Here is an 18306-nt window from a genome sequence, read left to right on the forward strand (position 1 = left end):
GTTTTTGAGTAACAGCTTGCCGGATATTCAAAGGCAGCTACTTTTGGCTGCAATCATTTTTTAGTCTAAACTACAGTTAGTAAGGTGCGCTACTATCCCAAACCCTCGATAATCGTTTTATAACGAAAGTCTGACGCATCCTACAAATCGATTGGAGTCTGCCAGTTGCGTAAGTCCTAATATCAAATAAAACATGGGCTGCTGTTTAAAGACTCAATAAAATTTTACTCAAAACAGAAAACTGTCTATCGACCGCTACTAATTTTTATCTGTTAACAGATTTAAGTTTCGCTTATACAATGTTTTCTATAACTGTAAACGCAGAGCGACCATTTTTTGGCTAAATCTCTCCATCGTTACGAGCGGAAAAATTTACCCACGGCTGATGAGGTTTATCTCTGAGAAACTCACTTTGCCAAGCATACTGAGGCTGTTCTTCTAAAAATTGTTTAGCATTGAATGTTGAGCCGTCCGGATGTCCGTAGCGACCCAAGAAACTCATTTGTTTAGCCATCGTACTATCCGTTACTTTACCATCATTAGCTCCATAAGGATAGTAAGGCCCGAATTCTAGAGGATTAAAGGCAGCAGGATCGCGATCGAACCTAGCACAGATGGTGCGGTTTGATGAATTGTGTTCTTTGAGGTAAACATCGTAATCATCGGAAATCATTGCCATTGCAGATTCAATGTTAATTTTCCCGCAATACTCAGCCAGAAGTTGCTCCCAACGCACCCGACGCCCACCACTTTGGAGTAGGTTGGAATACCCTACGTTATCGCATTCTTGATTGCGAATTCTCGGATCTTCGACAACATTACATCCCCAGAAGTATCCTTCTTGCTTGCGGGTGATACCGACATATTTTAATCCCAATTCTAACCGCGCAATTTCTCCCGTGCGAATATCTCCAATTAACCAACTATTGGCATACCCCCCGTTATTATTAACCTGCATTATCTCCATCCATTCATCAAGACTTTGGGCGTATTGCATTGCCTTTCTGACTCGATAAAATTCAGGAGCTTTCTTTTCATCATATCCAGAAAATCCAGCAATGCTGGTTTCGGCACCCATAATTCCAATACCTGTTAAAAAGAAGTCAGTACCGCTGTGCAAAAAACCTGGCGCACTCTGCATTAAAATGCTATTTCCCCGATCGGGATGAATATCCATGACGATATTGGCGGAGTTACTGTTGATGTATGTATCCCAAGTATTGTGAGCTAGAACAATTCCACTGTCTGCGGTTGTTTTGTCACCCGTAGCGATGAAGGAATTGCAGTGATGACCTCGCAAGAATTCTCCGGGTTGTGTATTTTTATGTTGGGGCCACCAATCACCCAACAGTTCTATATTAGCGTTCCAAGCTAAAATTTCTGGATAGGAAATTTCTACACCCGCCTTCAAAGCTCCAGCTACAATTCCCTCAAGCTCAGTTTTAAATTCCCCACCTAACTCGTCCTTGTTTAACCAATGATCGTATAGGTCCATTGCTGCTTTCTCCAAGGACTCAAATGTATCTCCTGTATCCCAGTTACTGGTAAATTTAATCGTTTTTAAGGCTTCGTCTAGCTCTTTGGCAAGTAAATAGCCGTGCTGAAACCCTCGTTCAAATGGAGCACCTTCAATATGTAAAAATATCCAACCTGCTCTTTCAAAGCGATAGGCTTTTGATAAGTAGTTTTGTTCGGTTTGATTGAGATGAGCACGAGTGAAAGTCATTGTTTTTCCTTTTTATAATAGATAGGTCATGGGCAAAGGGACACGAGAATATGTTGAGACCAAAACCATTGCAGCAATTGCCAACAAATCGGCAAAGTTTGCTGTTTTGACCATTTTTGCATCAGTTCCAAGACTGTTTGTCCGGCAACCAATTCTTCGAGGAAGCTGGCGATCGCAACGTTTCCTAAATAAGCTACAGGTCGATCTAATCCCGGATGGTGCAAGGCTTTAACTTTCTCAATTAAATTCCCTTGGATGACAGGTGCAAGCATCAGTTTTGCCGCGGGCGACAACTGGATGCGAGTGTTGAGGTTAAAGAGAGAAGTATTCAATTGCCATTCAGTTAGGTTTTGAATCGGGGGCTTATGGGCGCGACTTTGCCAAAAAGAAGTAGCAGGATAAATATCTTGTTCGGCATAAAATTGGGCCGCTGTTTTTTGATTGCGATCGACGGTTTCTCTCTGTCTGTCGCAGTAAAAAGCGATCGCGGCATCGGTGCTATCTGGCTGGGTTAAAATTGTGTGTACTGCAATGCTGCCAGTAAAAGCAGACATCATTGCCACTTGTACGCCTTGGGAAGACAACGGATCGATAGAAAGTGCCGCTTCACCAACTCGGATAAAATCTAGCCCTATCGGATCTATGGTAAAATAAGACGAGGCATCGCAAAGCTGCACCGGAGTTTCTAACTTGCCCTCCAAACACTCTGGGAATAAAGTAGTTTTTGCTAGTATATCTTCATAGAATTTTTGCCGATCGCCTCCTATTTGGGCATACCGCTGCTTATCCAAAAAAACCGCTGCATTGAAAGTACCATTTGGTAAAGATGCGCCCCAGAACCATTCATTTGCACCTGCTTCCAGGCGACTTTCTGCACCATGAAAACTGGTATTTTTCCAATAACCGTATAATGCCAATGTCGCCGCAGAATAACGCTGTTTTTTCCCAGCTAGCGGGCTGTGTTTTCCCGTCGCATCAACCAGAAACCGTGTTTTGATGGTGTAGTGGCGATCGCCCGAACGAACGGGAACCAACCATTGATATTGTCCTTGCCGTTGGGGAGGAGAGACACGTGCCGGTTGCAAAACACGTACCCCGACTTCTTTGGCTGCTTCTAATAGTAACTGGTCAAATCGGCTGCGATCGACCTGAAACCCAGATTCTCCGGGGTGCGATTGCCAACTATTGTCGGTACTTGACCAACGAACTCGCGCGCGATGGCTTCTCAAAAAACCCGCTGCTTCGATTAGCGATCGCACCCCCAACAATTCAAACATTTGTATAATAGACGGCGGCAAAGACTCCCCGATGTGGGGGCGAGGAAACGCCGCTTGTTCGATCAAACAAACATCGTGACCTAAAAGTGCCAGCCTGCGAGCAATACTAGAACCAGCAGGCCCACCGCCCACCACACAAACTTCGGTTTCAATCGGGAAATTAGCAGTCATTCGATTTGAGATTTGAGAGTTTGGATTTTAGCTTAAAAATTGTCTCAATAAATCCGCTTTTTTTGCCTCTGCGTTAGAAACCTAAAAACTTAGTTTCTGCGTAAATATCTAATTCCCAAGCGAAGATTTTTCATAGAATCCCGGTTTTTTTTGCTTAAGTCCTGTTAATTCAAATAGGAATGCGATCGCCCGTAAAATAATCCGGGGATTTTTCTAAGAGACTGACGTAAGTTTGCAAGCAAAAATGCAACCAGCCCCGAATATAATCGCAAGCAGGTCTACCGCGATGAATCACCTCATAATGGCATCCACCGCTGCACAAATAACGCGCCCAACAGCTATTGCAAGGTTCTTGACGATCGACTTGTCTTTCTGCCAACCACCGATCTTGTTTTTCTCGATCGATGCCGTTTTTCAGACTGCCCATAAAACCAGCCTCATCATCGACAAAGCGATGGCAAGCAGAGAGATTGCCCTCCGCAGATACCCCCATATATCCTGCACCTGCACCGCAAGGGTAGGGTCTATGAGTGCCTCGATGGATTTGTTGTATTGCTGAAGTTATATTGGCAAAGGGATAGCGGTTTCCTGCAATTGTTTGCTGCTGGAATTCTTGCCCGCAGTCAATCATTTGTGCAAGCATCACTTGGAGAGCTTCTGTTTCCATTTGCTCGCGTCCTGTTGGCGAACTCAGCATGGGAGAAAAGCCGATACTGTGAAATCCCAAACCGATAAAATGCTCCAAGGTTTCTCGCAGGTACAAATTTTTAGGTGTTACCGTAACGCGGGCGGAAACTTGCATTTGTCGTTGCTGGGATAGTAACGGTTTAATATTAGCCATGACTCGCTCGTAACTGCCTTTGCCACTTTTGAACGAACGGGTGCGATCGTGAACTTCCCCCACACCATCCAAACTTACTGTTACGGCAAATCCATACCGCTCAAAAAAGTCTGCATCCTCTGGTTCAAGCAAAGTACCATTCGTGGTAATTGAAAAGCCAATTTTCACACCTCTTTTTTGGGATAAATCAAAAGCTAACTGAGTGGCAGCATGAATTAATTGACGATTTACTAAAGGTTCTCCTCCCAAAAAAGAGAGATTCACGCGCTCTTCGGGTTGCGCTTCCTCAAATAATCGCTCCACAGCCGCTTTTGCCACCTCCCAAGACATATTTTTGGCAGCCCCCCCGAAACTGCCTTCTTGGGCGTAACAATAAGTGCATCCCAGGTTGCATTTCTGGGCAACAGCGAGGGACAGTGCTTTTAATGGCGGTTGTGACAACGGTTGACCGTCTATAAAGGTTTTGGCAGTCAATCCGTATTGTTGGAGAAGGCGATCGACGGTATCGGTATTTTGTTTGGCTGCTGCCTCTATTTCTTGTTGTAATTCTGGCTCTATTCCATAAACTTGAGAGCCATCGGCAATCAGCATATGTAAGCCATATTCTGTGTCAAAAAAATGAAGTTTTGACAATACTTCCGAACCATCACTCAAGTAATTAACGCGCATAAAGATTTTAAAAGAAGTAGAAAACCCAACCTAAAATTAGTCTTCCCAGAAGGGAATACCAATTCCCTGACGTGCCAGTTCATCAGCAATTTGATTCAGCTTAGTCATCGCCTCCCTCGCAAAATGAGTTTGTTTGCCACCTGTGTGGAAGTCTTTGTCAGAGAAACTAGAGTAGGCGTTGTAAAGTTGAGGAAGGATAATGTCGTTATACAATTTGAGGGCTTGACGAGCCTCATCCTGCGTTCCTACTCTGACATTGCGGAGGTAAAGATCGGGTCGATCGGCCGGGTAGACTTTCAGAGCTTTCTTAATATCGCGGAAGTGGCTGAAATGCTGCACGCCGTCGGTGTCAATCCGAATCGCCAATTCGTATAAATGATTCAGATGTTGATATTCCGGTTGGCGCAAAGTGGCAACAACCCGTGCGTAAGCTCCTTCAATATATCCGCTCGGTTTTTCGACTTTAATAAAGTCCTCTAGCGTTTCTAGAGTGAGCGGACGGAGTTGTCTGGGGCGCGGCTCGTTATGACGACCTATCGGGATTTCGGTAGCTGGGATCAAAACGGGTTGGTAATACTCAATTAATCCAGCTTGGTAAAGTCCCCAAAGCAATTGGTTTACCCAGCGTAGGTGAGTCATTTCACCTGCTGCTACCATCATCAGAAAATGCCGCATGAAAGTGACATCTGACTTGAGAGTAGGCCAGACGTCGCCTTCAATTTCTTGAGGTGTTTTAATCGAATAACGAGCATACAAATATTCCAAAGCCAGAGCCATTTCTAAGGGAGCTAATTTGTCTCGCAGTTCGGCGGCCAATTCTACAGGAGAACTAAACGGTTCGGGGTCAGCTTCACGGAGTTGAGGTTGGTAAGTTTCTCCTATTTCATGACCCTGCAAGACAATATTTAACTCTTCCCAGTGTTGGTTAATTTGGAAATGGTCGAACTGGAAAGGGCGATTTTTGTCGATCGTATTCATCGCCGCTACTGTACCAGAGGGCGATCGATCTTCGCGCAACCAGTCAATGGGAGTATTGGCTTTAATGGAATTAGCTGACTCGCCATCGGGCAGGATCTCTTCATCGGGAGCGATCGCACCATACACGACATCTGGATGATTAGAAGCCCAATAATGACAAGCACAATCGCGAAAATCATGGGTCCAAGGGGAACACAAACTTTGTCCTAATTCACCGGGAGAGTAGGCAAGGTCGATAACTCCCGTTTTTGGATCGACGTAACGCCGCCGCCAACCTGTCAATTCGATTTCTGATAAAGGAAAGTTGGTATCCCGCTGGATTAATTTAATCTTTAAAGCAGCGGGTTCAGGTTTCAGACTGCTGACTAAACGCCAGACGACTAAACCTTGCAAGGGAGTGCGACTACCATCTTTGCTATATTCGTACATGAAAATTTCTTTTCCGTCCTGCTTGATCGAGTGCAGGTACCAGGTTCCCGCAGCCAAATTTGCTCCCTTATCTCCAGACAGTTCTCGGTAAAGTTCGGTAACTTGGGGGTTGCTGCGATTCATTTGTGGATCGGTTAGATCGACATAAATCAGCTTTGCCCCTCGCCGCTGCGGTTCTGTATAAGGAGGTAGATTATCAGCCAAGTCAACAAAGGTAAAAAGCAGCCCTGGAAAAAATCGGCGATCGAGGGCCGGAACGTGCATTTCCAGCCCCGGATAACAGTTACCTACCCCAGACTCCAAGCGGGTGGTAACAGGATTGCCCGCTACTTGATAGGTAGCTCTCGCAGTTAAGTTGCGAGGAAAAATTTTCTTTGCTGTGTTATTTTGTTCAGCCATGACAACTCCCTTCTTGGTTCGATTTAAAACCGCTATTTTGCTTGCGGTTCGTTCAACAGTTTCACCAATGCCATCAATTCCTCATACTGCCGTCGAGTCAGAGATAGAGGATTTTGATCTGAGTCGCGCATATAGGGCGGCATCCGCATATCGTAGAGTTTGTCGCGCAAAATGCGAGGGTCGCGGAAATCAGGGTTGGGTTCAACATCCGGTGGTGGATTATCTGTTAGTTGGTGGAAATGACCGAAGGGAGGACGGATCAGTCGCTCTATGTGTCTTTGGTGACTGCGGAAAAAATGGATTAGGGTGTCAATATCGGTGAGGGGCGTGTGAACGAAATGAGCGACATCTTTATAGGGCAAGCGATCGCGTTTAACGCTAATGCTCTCTTCTTGAGGGGCTGAAGAAATCAGCAAATCAGGGCTTTTATCGACATAAGGAACATCTTCCCCCGACAAACTGCGTTTGTCGATTTGGGGCATACCCGGAAAGTTAGGCTTTTGGTCGTCTGAATCATTTTCCCGAATCGAACGGGTGCGTGCTGAATCCAGACTCATCAAGCTCACGGTTTCATAGATGCGGTGGAATAAATCTTGAATTTCTTCTGCCGTTACTTGTTCGGTGTCTTTATTTACCTGTACTGAATCCAGATCGCGATCGGCGAGGTCATCGGCGATCGAGTAAAAGGGACGGCGATCCGGAGCAAAATCCGGTGGGCCGACCAAGACTCGCGCCGTAGCAACGTAGCGCTCGGAGGCGATCGCCAGGTAAGCTTCAATAACGGCATCGCAACTATCATCCACCACTCCCCAGGAAGCGTTATCCCCCACATTGGCGCCGTCATAACTATCGGAGGGTAAAGCATCGTCGTATTCTCGTCCCAAAATATACTTTGACCACACCGTATTTTCGTTGAGGATACGATTTTCTGGCGGTACAATTTCATAAACGCGACCCGCTTCTGAAAGAGGCGCTGCTGCTTCACCGGGGGGTAACCCAGAAGCTGGGCCTGCGATCGCGCTTGGCGGGCCGTAGACTTTTCCTTTAGCAGGAGTGAAGCGAACGCGCAATTGACTCAAGTCAACCCCCAACTTGGTTTCGGGAGTCGGACGCATGACTTGGAAGTGACCCAGAGGAATGGGATGGTCTTTCAAAACTAGAGGTGCTTGACCCGCAGTGTGACGGCTGTATGCTAGCAGGGGGTAACGCTTGCAATCCTGGCCAGCCACTTCTACCATTGCGGTGTAGGAACAAGCGGGATCGCCCGTGCGGAAGGAAGCTTTCCGGTTTCCTGCTGTTATCCGATACCGAATGTTTTCAGTGGAAGCGCCCAACTCGGCTAGTAAATTTAAGGTCAGGGGCACTTCCTTAATCGTGCCATCCTTCCCTGACTGAACCGTTACCCACAACTCAAAAAAGGGAGCAACTGGTCGCAAGGACTTGCCATCCCGAAAGCGAATCGACTGAGGTAGGTCAGGACACAGAGAGCCATCTTCTCTGACTTCTAAGCTGACTTGGGGGGTTATAATAGTCATATCGCCCCCAAAGACGCTGGGATCTTCTGTCCAAGTGAAACTTTCCATTGGTGTATCGCTGCTACCTAAACGCGCGATCGCCATCGGTGGTAGAAAGAACACTTCTAAAATTGTATCCATTAACAACTCCCCGAAGATACCCGTTCAGTTTGAGCCTTGTACTGACTTTTAAATCTTACCCATTAATTTATCTGCGTGCCAACAATATTACTCATACAAGTTATTAGTCCCCTTGCTAGAGCAATAAAATTTATGAATAGTTAATATATTATAGTAAATCATAACAAGACTTAATATTTGGGTGCTAGATTTTGTTTGTAAGTTTACTAAATAAAGGATAACGTTAATATATTTTTGTAAGAGCCAAGATTCATTCTTCTATCTAGGCTAAAAATTAGCCAATATAGAATGAATGACTGATACAGCCCTAAAGTCGATGTTATGATGTATATCGATAAGCCAAGAATTAATAATTGTAAATTACCAATATCGAGTGAAAATGACAACTCTAAAAATTCCTGGCTATTACATCACCGAACAAATTTACAATGGTAACAGAACCCAAGTTTACCTAGGAATTAAAAAGTTAGACAGTCAACCAGTTGCAATCAAACTGCTTCAGTCTGAGTATCCAGCATTCACCGAACTGGTACAGTTCCGCAATCAATACACAATTGCCAAAAATCTCGACTTTCCGGGAATTGTCAAACATTTAAGCTTGGAAAACTATCGAAATGGTTTTGCCCTGATAATGGAGAATTATGGTGGCATTTCCCTGGCTAACTACCTGACTTCCCCGGTTTTGTCAAAAACCGGAAAAATTACCGATAACCTCGCTGATTTTTTTGACATAGCTCTTCAAATTGTCACGACGCTAGAAGGACTTTATCGCTGCCGAATTATTCATAAAGATATTAAACCCCAGAATATTTTAATTAACCCTAAAACTAAACAAGTCAAACTGATTGACTTCAGTATTTCCTCGCTTTTACCCAGAGAAAGCCAAGAAATTCAAAACCCCAATCAGTTAGAAGGCACCCTCGCTTATATCTCCCCGGAACAAACGGGACGCATGAATCGGGGCATTGACTATCGTACTGACTTTTACTCCTTGGGCGTAACTTTTTACGAACTGCTAGCGGGTCAGTTGCCTTTTCTATCGACAGACCCGATGGAATTAGTTCACTGTCATATTGCCCGTCAAGCCATTCCCCCTATTGCAGTAAATCCCGCCATCCCCCAAATTTTAAATGACATCGTAATGAAATTGATCGCAAAAACTGCTGAAGACCGCTATCAAACAGCTTTTGGGATTAAATACGATTTAGAAAAGTGTTTAGAACAGTACGCAGCTAGCGGTAAGATTGCACCCTTTGAATTAGGAAAAAGGGACATTTCCGAACGCTTCGTTATCCCAGAAAAACTTTACGGCAGAGAAATTGAAGTAGAAACGCTTTTAGCAGCATTTGAACGCATCAGTTCTGGAAATTCAGAAATCATGCTAGTAGCAGGATTTTCCGGCATTGGTAAAACTGCCGTTGTCAATGAAGTTCACAAACCCATTGTCCGCCAACGCGGTTATTTTATTAAAGGAAAATTCGACCAATTTAATCGCAACATTCCCTTTTGGGCATGGGTACAAGCTCTGCAAAATTTAATGCGACAACTGCTGACTGAAACTGCGGCTGTTGTGCAGAAATGGAAAGCAAAAATCTTAGCCACTTTGGGAGAAAACGGCCAAGTCATTATTGAGGTCATCCCCGAACTAGAACTGCTGATTGGCAAGCAACCACCCGCCCCCGAACTAGAAGGAAGTGCGGCTCAAAATCGCTTCAATTTGCTGTTTCAAAAGTTTATCCGAGTCTTCGCGACTCAAGAACATCCTTTAGTGATTTTCTTAGATGATTTACAGTGGGCAGATTCAGCTTCTTTGAAGTTGATGCAATTGCTTTTAAGCGATGGGGATACCCGTTGTCTGTTGCTAATAGGAGCTTATCGAGACAACGAAGTTTCTCCCGCACATCCGCTGATGCTGACGTTAGATGAAATTAAGGAAACTAATGCGACGGTCAATCAAATTACCTTAGCACCTTTAGACCAACCTTCCTTAAACTGCCTGATTGCCGATACTCTGAGTTGTCCGCCAGAGCGAGCAATTTCTTTAACCGAACTGGTACTGGCAAAAACCAAAGGCAATCCTTTCTTTACGAATCAATTCCTCAAATCGCTTTACGAAGATGAATTAATATCGTTTGATATTAGCTGCAACTATTGGCAGTGCGATATTGCACAAGTTAAGACAATTTCCGTCAGCGATGATGTTGTCGAGTTTATGGCAATACAGTTGCAGAAACTGCCGGAAAATACTCAAACAGTATTGAAATTAGCAGCTTGCATCGGCAACACTTTTGACCTCGCTACCCTAGCAATTGTCCGCGAAAAATCCCAAGCTGAGACAGCGGCTGACTTGTGGAAAGCTTTGCAAGAAGGTTTAGTTATTCCAATTAGCGAAGTTTACAAATTCTTCCAATATGAGTCTTCGGTCACAAGTCAAGAGAATGTAGAACTGACAGTTCCTTACAAATTTCTCCACGATCGAGTGCAGCAAGCGGCTTATTTTCTAATTCCCGAAGACCAAAAACAATCAACTCATCTGAAAATTGGACGGCTGCTGTTGGCAAATACCCCCGAAACGGAACGGGAAGAGAAAATTTTTGATATTGTCAACCAGTTGAATATTGCCGTCGATTTAATTGACAGTCAAACAGAACAAGACGAACTGGTGCAGTTAAATTTACTTGCGGGACGTAAAGCCAAAGCTTCTACAGCCTATGCGGCCGCGATCGGTTATTTATCTGTAGGCATGAAACTGCTAACAGCAGATAGCTGGCAAACGAATTACGATCGAACGCTGGCACTGTATGAATTAGCCGCTGAGTCAGCCTATCTGGGGGGTAACTTCGAGCAGATGGAGGCGTGGTCAGCACTTGTTTTGAACGAAGCTAAAACTTTGCTGGATAAAGTGAAAGTCTATGAAGTCAAAATTCAAGCCTACATGGCGCAAACCCGAGGTTTAGACGCGGTGAGAACGGGGCTACAAGTGCTGAAGCTTTTGGGGATAGATTTTCCAGAAAACACCCAACCATCAGATATTCAGCAAGCAATGGTGGAAACGAGAGAAAATTTGGGTTCTCGCCCAATCGAGGACTTGATTAACTTGCCAGCGATGACGGATCCAGAAAAATTGGCAGCGATGCAAATTCTTTCGAGTTTATCCTCTGCCACCTATATTTCTGCGCCTCAGATGTATCCCCTGACGGTGTGCCATCGGGTGAATTTATCCCTGCAATATGGCAATGCTGCTTGGTCGGCTTTTGCTTATGCCACCTATGGGTTAATTATGTGCGGCGTTGTGGGAGATATTGAATTGGGTTATCAATTTGGTCTCTTAGCTTTAACAGTGGCTTCGGAGTTCAACGTTAAGGAAATTAAACCAAAAACATTCTTTATTTTTGGTGGTATGGTCGCCCATTGGAAAGAACCAGTCCGCAAAACATTAAAACCTTTGCTAGAGAGTTACCAAATTGGCTTGGAAACTGGAGATTTAGAATTTGCGGCTTACAGTGTCTGTTACGCCTGTAACCATTTATATTTTGCTGGGGCCGAACTAACTGGCTTAGAACGGGAAATGGCGTCTTACAGTCATGCGCTCAAACAACTAAAACAAATTGCCTCATTTAATTATAATGAAATTTTTAGGCAGGCAGTGCTTAACTTATTAGGTGAGTCGGAAAATCGCTGCCTTTTAGTGGGTGAAGCTTATGACGAAGTAGAATTAGTGTCGCAACATTTAGAAGGCAACGACAGAAACGGATTGCACTATTTGTATTTAAACAAGCTGATTCTCTGTTATCTGTTTGAGGAATTGCCACAAGCGATCGCAAATACTGCCAAGGCCGAGGAATATATTGATAGCGCGATCGCTCTTCTGTGTGTACCCCTATTCCATTTCTACGACTCCCTGGTACAGCTAGCGATTTTGACCGATTCATCCACCAGCGATCGCGAGCGAATTTTAGAAAAAGTAGCACACAATCAGCAAAAACTCAAGACCTGGGCTGAACACGCGCCGATGAATCACTCGCATAAATTTTATCTGGTGGAAGCAGAACGGCATCGGGTTCTGGGTGAAAATGTAGAAGCAATGGATAATTACGATCGGGCTATTTCCATCGCCAAAGAAAACGAGTACGTCAATGAAGAAGCAATCGCTAACGAACTTGCCGCCAAGTTTTATTTAGCTTGGGGTAAAGAAACCATTGCTCAAACCTACCTTATAGCAGCTTATTACGCTTACTCTCGCTGGGGAGCCAAAGCAAAAATTGAAGATTTAGAAAAACGCTATCCTCAATTACTCGCCCCTATTTTTATTAGAAATCCTGGCGCGCAATTGGGCGATACAGTAACTCTGATGACTCATGAAATCGCCGCGCTCAAAGTTACAAGTAGCACTGGTACAGGTATTTCATCAGCTCTAGATTTAACAACAGTCATCGAAGCCTCTCAAGTCATATCTGGAGAAATTAATCTCGATAAGTTAATCTCAACTTTAATAAAAGTGGTGATGGAAAATGCAGGAGCAACAGGCGGCGCTCTGATTTTAGAACAATCGGGTGAATTATTTATCACCGCTCAATCGCTTGGTAGCGAGTGCCACTTGCAATCTATCTCAGTTGACAGCAGCCAAGAGATTCCGGTATCAATCGTCAATTATGTTTGGCGCACGGCTGAAACTCTAGTAATTAATGATGCAACTAAGGAAGCTAATTGGGCTGCCGAGCCTTATATTATCCAGCGTCATCCTAAATCGTTACTGTGTCTCCCTATTCAACATCAAGGAATTTGCCTCGGTATTCTTTATTTAGAAAATAATTTAACCGAGGCTGCATTTACCGCCGACAGATTGGAACTTTTAAAAGTATTATCTGCTCAAGCTGCTATTTCCATTGAAAATGCTCGCCTCTATCAAAATTTAGAAGAAAAAGTGCAACAGCGCACGGCTCAACTAGCTGATTCCAACCGCCAACTCGCCCTTGCTTATGAAGAAATTACTGCGCTCAACTCACGCTTGAAAAAAGAGAACATCCGCTTAAGTGCCGAATTAGATGTAGCGAGAAAACTACAACAAATGGTGCTGCCAAATTTCTCAGAAATTGAGGCAATTGAAGACTTAGAAATTGCTGTTTTTATGGAACCTGCAGATGAAGTGGGTGGCGACTACTACGACGTGCAATCTAAGAATGGCAAAGTGTATTTCAGCATCGGCGATGTTACGGGACACGGGTTAGAAAGTGGCGTGATAATGATTATGGCGCAAACCGCTGTCCGAACGCTTCAAGAAAGTAATGAAACAGATCCGGTGAGGTTTATGGATGTGCTCAATCGAACCCTTTACGGCAATCTCCAGCGGATGAATTCTGGAAAAAATATGACCTTGGCATTATTAGAGTATCAAGATAGTATCCTCAATATCAGCGGTCAACATGAAGAGATAATAGTGGTGCGTACTGATAGCAGCGTCGAGCGGATAGATACGGTATCTCTGGGTTTCCCCATTGGTTTGGATGTGGAGATTGCTGATTTTGTTGCCCAAACTCAAGTGTTGCTGAACCCGGGAGATGTAGTGGTGCTTTATACCGATGGGATTACTGAAGCTTTCGATATTAATCGAAAACTTTACGGCTTGGAGAGACTGTGCGAAGTCATATCCAGAAATCACCACCTAGGAGTAGAGGAAATTCGGCAAGTCGTAATTGAAGATGTGCGGCGGCATATTGGCGAGCAAAAAGTTTTTGATGATATTGCCTTGGTGGTGTTGAAACAAAAGTAGGGGAGATTGTTTTTTGGGAATAATTAGGGCTTGCTGAAAAAGTAAGAAAACAGCATTTAGAAAGATGAATTAACTCGCGAGTCCCTGGATAATATAAGCTTTGTTTGCGATATTTTGTCCAAAGCATAATCTTTATTAATCATCACAGGTGGAAAACAGGAAAAAAAGTGTATATTCTGAAATAGACATAAAAAAAGCCAAAAAGCCTGCCGTAGCAGGGCCGAAAGATTCATCACCAAAAAAGTTATGGGGATGGTGGTTTGAGAAGTATTAGAAAGTTTAGCCATCACTCTACCGAGGCTGAATCTTCTTTTAGCTTCTCCAAATTTTTCCTCAATAGAGTTACGAATTCTCTCGTCTTCTAAAGCTTGTTTCTTCGTTGACTTACTAATATTTGTCGAGGGTCTTCCTAAATGGGGATCACTCATTCTAATTCCTCTTTCTTTGCACCAAGCTCGATTGTCGCGAGTTCGATAAATTCGATCTACATGAATTGATTCGGGATAAAATCCCGTGAACCGTTTAAATTCTTCTACTTGTTTTTTTAAGTCTACAGATTCGTTAAAATTATCCCAACTAATTCGGTCTAAAAACACGTATCCGTTACGACAACTGGCTGACAGCTTTGCCCCAAACTCAACGGATTTCCCGGCTTTCCCTCTGACGATGGGGCGATGTGTGGTTGTGTTAAACTTACTATTCTGTCCTCAATACTATGTGTTTTATTTTCATACATCCATAACTGTTGACGGTAGACTTCTGTGACTACTAATAGCATTTTATAATAATATTTGGTCTGCCACGTTCGCTCACCTATGACCGCGATATGAGCTAAATTTATTTTAATATATTGAAGTTGTTTCTTAATCGCTTTTCTTCGCTTTTTTTGTGATGGTCTTCGTTTCTTGGCTACTGTCAAGTATTCTTTTCTAGCTAGGTTTCAATAAGTTCTTGGTTTTTTTTTAGTGGTGACTGAATTTGAGTGTGCAAAGCATCTATGATTGTTTCGGTTGGGTGCATCTCACTTTTGCAAATATATCAAGTGGAAAGTTGACCATTGAGATAAGCACAGCGAAGAGAAAGAATAGAGGAAACGCTCTCAATATTCCACTGTGATCCCGATAGTTTCACCCGTGTTCCAATTTGTTTAATGAGTGATTCAACTGTTCCCGAACCAATCGAACCTATGGATTCTACTTTATAGTATAAGTAATTAACTATTCGACAGCGATGGGTTTCCAAATAGTGGCAAAATGTTTTAAATGCTTTCTTTTTTAGGTCTTTAAATAAATTGATTGTTTCATCAACTTGACCTGGCCACAACAAATTTTCTGCTGATTTTAATCGTTTAAATGAACCCCCTACCTTGTAGAGATTTTCTTTAAGATGATACCAATCTAAAATTTCTTGTCTTTGTTGGGCCTCTCCAATTTCTTGAAACAAGTTCCAAATTCCCGGATGACCATCTCCTATACAGTACATAGGATGCAGCAGTTTTTGGCTATTCGCCCAATCAATTAAATCTTGAGACTTTTGAAAAAAAGCTCCACAGTAAACATTATCTAAACACAAGGCTTTATAGTCTTTCCAATAACAGGGTTCGCCCTTGGTTTCGTTGCGTAGCCTGATTTTCCCGCCATCTAATGTAATTTCTTGTACACCTTGTTTGGAGGTAGGTAATTCAAATTTTTGTCGATTTACTAATCTTTGTAATGTGCTATGTGAAATTTTAATCCCGGTTAACTCTTCTCAATCTTTTTCTGCTCTTTGATAAGATTCATTGGCACTGATTAAAAGAGCACATTTCTCCAGCATCGGGCTAAGTTGAGTATGAGATTTTAATCCGAAATATTTGGCTTGGTTGTCGGTAATTTTGAGCGACCCTACTACAGATTTTACTGTTCGGGTTTTTCCTGTTTTAATTCCTGAGACTTTTGAAAAAAAAAGCTACCTAGTTCGGGTCCCACTTCTGATAAGATTTTCTGACGTAAGACTTTTTCTATACTTTCAAAATTTTTTAGCTCTGTTGGGTCTGTATTTCTGTAAATAATTTCTGCAGCCCCTTCTAAGTATGCTTTTAGCTGCTGTCGCTCTGAGGGTGTCATTTTTTACCTCATCCTTTTTTGAGATTTTTACTGCTTTCTTTATTTTAGCCTTTTTTTATAGATTTGCAAAACTGAGATGCACCCGTTTCGGTTTGTTCCCTGGCTTGATTCAATATTCCTAAGTCGTTAGGATATTTAATATCGGCTGGCGCGCAGGTTGCGTCTAATATTAATTTTCCTTGATTTTTCGGCTCGCTGATGTCCGATGACTTTTTATCGACTACTTTGCCTGGTGCTTCGGTCTGCTCTTTGACCATTTTTTCATTGATTTTATTGACTAGGTTGACACCTATTCTCTGTCGAAAATGAACCAACATTGATAAGTCGAATGGTGCTTGACAGAAGATAGCTGGTCATGCATATAAAGTATTGTAAGTATGGGTTTTCTCGGATTTGTTCTATTGTTTCGCGATCGCTGGTTCCTAACCTTTCTTTAATAATTAATCCTCCCAATGCCATCCGAAAAGATTTTGCTGGAGTTCCCATATCTACGGAAAAGTTTTGAGCATATTCTGCTTCAAATGCTGACCACGGAATTAGTTTCGCCATGATTACCCAACGATTATCTTTTAACAATTGCCCCTCAAAAGGCAAGTCAAAGTTGGATGGCCGGTTTGGGGTTGGGTCAACTTTTCGGTACATTACGAAAGTGATGTTGTACTAGCCTTTGGACAGATTTTAGCTCATAAGCTTGCACACGCGGAACGTTCAAACCAGTCAAAGTCTTTCTCTGTAAAGGTTTTAGGCTTATTCAGCCAGCCCTAATTAGGGATTGCTGAATAAGTTGGAAAAAATCACCCGTAGCAATTGATTGGTTTTTCAAGCTCGGTCAAACATAATTTTTTATTGTCTATAGCTTACCCCATCATAGCTTTTGATAATGTCGATCCTTCAATCCTATGTCTTTAAGCGTGGGTTCCTTCCCCTTCTGCTTTTCCTTCTCTTTCTCCTTTTCCTTCCCCTTCCCACTCCTCTTTCTCAACAACCTGAATAACTGTACTTTAGACTAAATAAAGATGAGAACGGTGGCTTTCAGAAGAACTAGAGCCACCGCGCCGGGAGAGAATAAGGGTGAAAAAGAAAACCTATCCACTCCCTAAATGAACAGTGAACGATTAAAGGAATTCCGTCAAGCAGCATACGAGTTATTAGTAAAAGCAAAAGATGCGACATTCGAGCTGATGGATGCAGTGATGACGACTCCGAATGCAGCCTGTTTGGCGGAATTTTCGCTCAATCCATTATTCCATCGTCAAACGCCTCGGCGTCTACGAGGCATTGCAAGACTCTAGACCAGACCGGAAAAAACTAATGCTGCTGTATCTCCAGCAATTACAGGAGGAAGCACCCTCAACGGAACACGTTTTAGTGGCAATCGATCATACTGCATGGGGCAGACCAGATGCCAAAACATTACAAGACAGAACCCATGAAGATCACAAAGGCGAAATTATTGGACAGGGGTACAGTACAATTGCGTGGATACCCGAAGCAGAAGGAAGTTGGGCATTACCCCTACTACATGAACGAATTAGTAGTTGGTCTTCACCCATAGAAAAAGCAGCTTCCCAACTCAAACTTGTTTGTGAACAGAGCATCAATCCAGTCTTAGCACTTTTAGATCGAGAATATGGCAATGCTTGTTGGGTACTAGCGCAAGCTTCCATTCAAGCTGATTGCTTAATGCGACTCCGAAAGAATGCCTGGAAAGTGGTCAGCACCACCAGCATATAGTGGTCGCGACAGACCACGCCAGCACGGGCAAAAAATGAGGCCGGGTGACCAAACCACATGGCGGTAAAGCGGATGCTGTGATTGAAATTGACGAATATCCAGAGTTGGGGCAAGTCCGAGTCAGGCAATGGCTTGACTTACATTTTTATCGTGCGCCTGAACAGAGAGTAAATTTAATCCTCGTGGAAAGAATGAAGCCCATGTCAAACGGTCAGCCGTTTCCACCATTGTGGTTGGCTTGGGTGGGAGAACGAACTCTACCCAAGCGAAACAGTCTGGTTTAAGTATTTACGACGCTTTGGAGTCGATCATTGGTATAGATTTGTTAAGCAACGATTACATTGGACATTGCCTAACTTGAGAACTCCCGAACAATCTGAGCGTTGGAGCGATTTAATGCCATTGATGAGTTGGCAACTCTGGCTGGCTAGGGATTTAGTTCTGGAAAATCGACTTCCTTGGCAATCTGCTACGATTACAGCACTTCCGGATGTTATGAGGTACAGTAGCAGCAATTAGTAAACCAGTTTTTGAGATGTTTCGGATTAATTA

8 protein-coding genes and 3 pseudogenes are annotated in these 18306 nt (G+C 43.3%); 3 read left to right on the plus strand and 8 right to left on the minus strand.

Annotated features, from left to right (window positions below; genetic code table 11):
* Nucleotides 1-340 precede the first annotated feature (340 nt).
* The 5 genes from QUA45_RS23395 to QUA45_RS23415 form a co-directional block, all read right to left on the minus strand.
* Nucleotides 341-1726: a C45 family peptidase gene (locus QUA45_RS23395; RefSeq protein WP_333100671.1), complete on the minus strand. Its 1386-nt coding sequence runs from the start codon at nt 1724-1726 to the stop codon at nt 341-343.
* Nucleotides 1727-1752: 26 nt separating this feature from the next.
* Complete coding sequence (gene qhpG / locus QUA45_RS23400; RefSeq protein WP_333222247.1) at nt 1753-3174, minus strand: flavin-dependent monooxygenase QhpG; 1422 nt, start codon at nt 3172-3174, stop codon at nt 1753-1755.
* A 169-nt stretch (nt 3175-3343) separates the two neighbouring features.
* On the minus strand, nt 3344-4684 hold the full coding sequence (locus tag QUA45_RS23405) for a radical SAM/SPASM domain-containing protein (protein ID WP_333222248.1): 1341 nt from the start codon (nt 4682-4684) through the stop codon (nt 3344-3346).
* Nucleotides 4685-4720: 36 nt separating this feature from the next.
* On the minus strand, nt 4721-6490 hold the full coding sequence (locus QUA45_RS23410) for a ferritin-like domain-containing protein (RefSeq protein ID WP_333222249.1): 1770 nt from the start codon (nt 6488-6490) through the stop codon (nt 4721-4723).
* Nucleotides 6491-6522: 32 nt separating this feature from the next.
* A complete protein-coding gene (locus QUA45_RS23415) occupies nt 6523-8145 on the minus strand; it encodes a hypothetical protein (protein ID WP_333100679.1) in 1623 nt (540 codons plus the stop codon).
* Nucleotides 8146-8524: 379 nt separating this feature from the next.
* On the opposite strand from QUA45_RS23415, the gene QUA45_RS23420 reads away from it, so the two are divergent.
* Nucleotides 8525-13915, plus strand: a complete 5391-nt coding sequence (locus QUA45_RS23420; RefSeq protein WP_333222250.1) for an AAA family ATPase — start codon at nt 8525-8527, stop codon at nt 13913-13915.
* A 56-nt stretch (nt 13916-13971) separates the two neighbouring features.
* On the opposite strand, the pseudogene QUA45_RS23425 reads toward QUA45_RS23420, so the two are convergent.
* The 3 pseudogenes from QUA45_RS23425 to QUA45_RS23435 all read right to left on the minus strand — a co-directional run.
* Nucleotides 13972-14852: pseudogene (locus QUA45_RS23425) on the minus strand (transposase); the annotation flags it as partial.
* A gap of 101 nt (nt 14853-14953) precedes the next feature.
* A pseudogene (locus QUA45_RS23430) lies at nt 14954-16020 on the minus strand (ISKra4 family transposase).
* 86 nt (nt 16021-16106) lie between these two features.
* Nucleotides 16107-16662: pseudogene (locus QUA45_RS23435) on the minus strand (transposase); the annotation flags it as partial.
* 564 nt (nt 16663-17226) lie between these two features.
* Here QUA45_RS23435 and QUA45_RS23440 point away from each other — a divergent pair.
* Together QUA45_RS23440 and QUA45_RS23445 are read left to right on the plus strand one after the other, a co-directional pair.
* Nucleotides 17227-17754 carry a hypothetical protein gene (locus QUA45_RS23440; RefSeq protein ID WP_333100683.1) on the plus strand — a complete coding sequence of 176 codons (528 nt, stop codon included), beginning with the start codon at nt 17227-17229 and terminating at the stop codon, nt 17752-17754.
* 44 nt (nt 17755-17798) lie between these two features.
* Nucleotides 17799-18038, plus strand: a complete 240-nt coding sequence (locus tag QUA45_RS23445) for a hypothetical protein (RefSeq protein ID WP_333100685.1) — start codon at nt 17799-17801, stop codon at nt 18036-18038.
* Nucleotides 18039-18306 lie beyond the last annotated feature (268 nt).

This window comes from Microcoleus sp. Pol12A5, assembly GCF_036701435.1.
In the GTDB taxonomy this organism is placed as follows: Bacteria; Cyanobacteriota; Cyanobacteriia; order Cyanobacteriales; family Microcoleaceae; genus Microcoleus.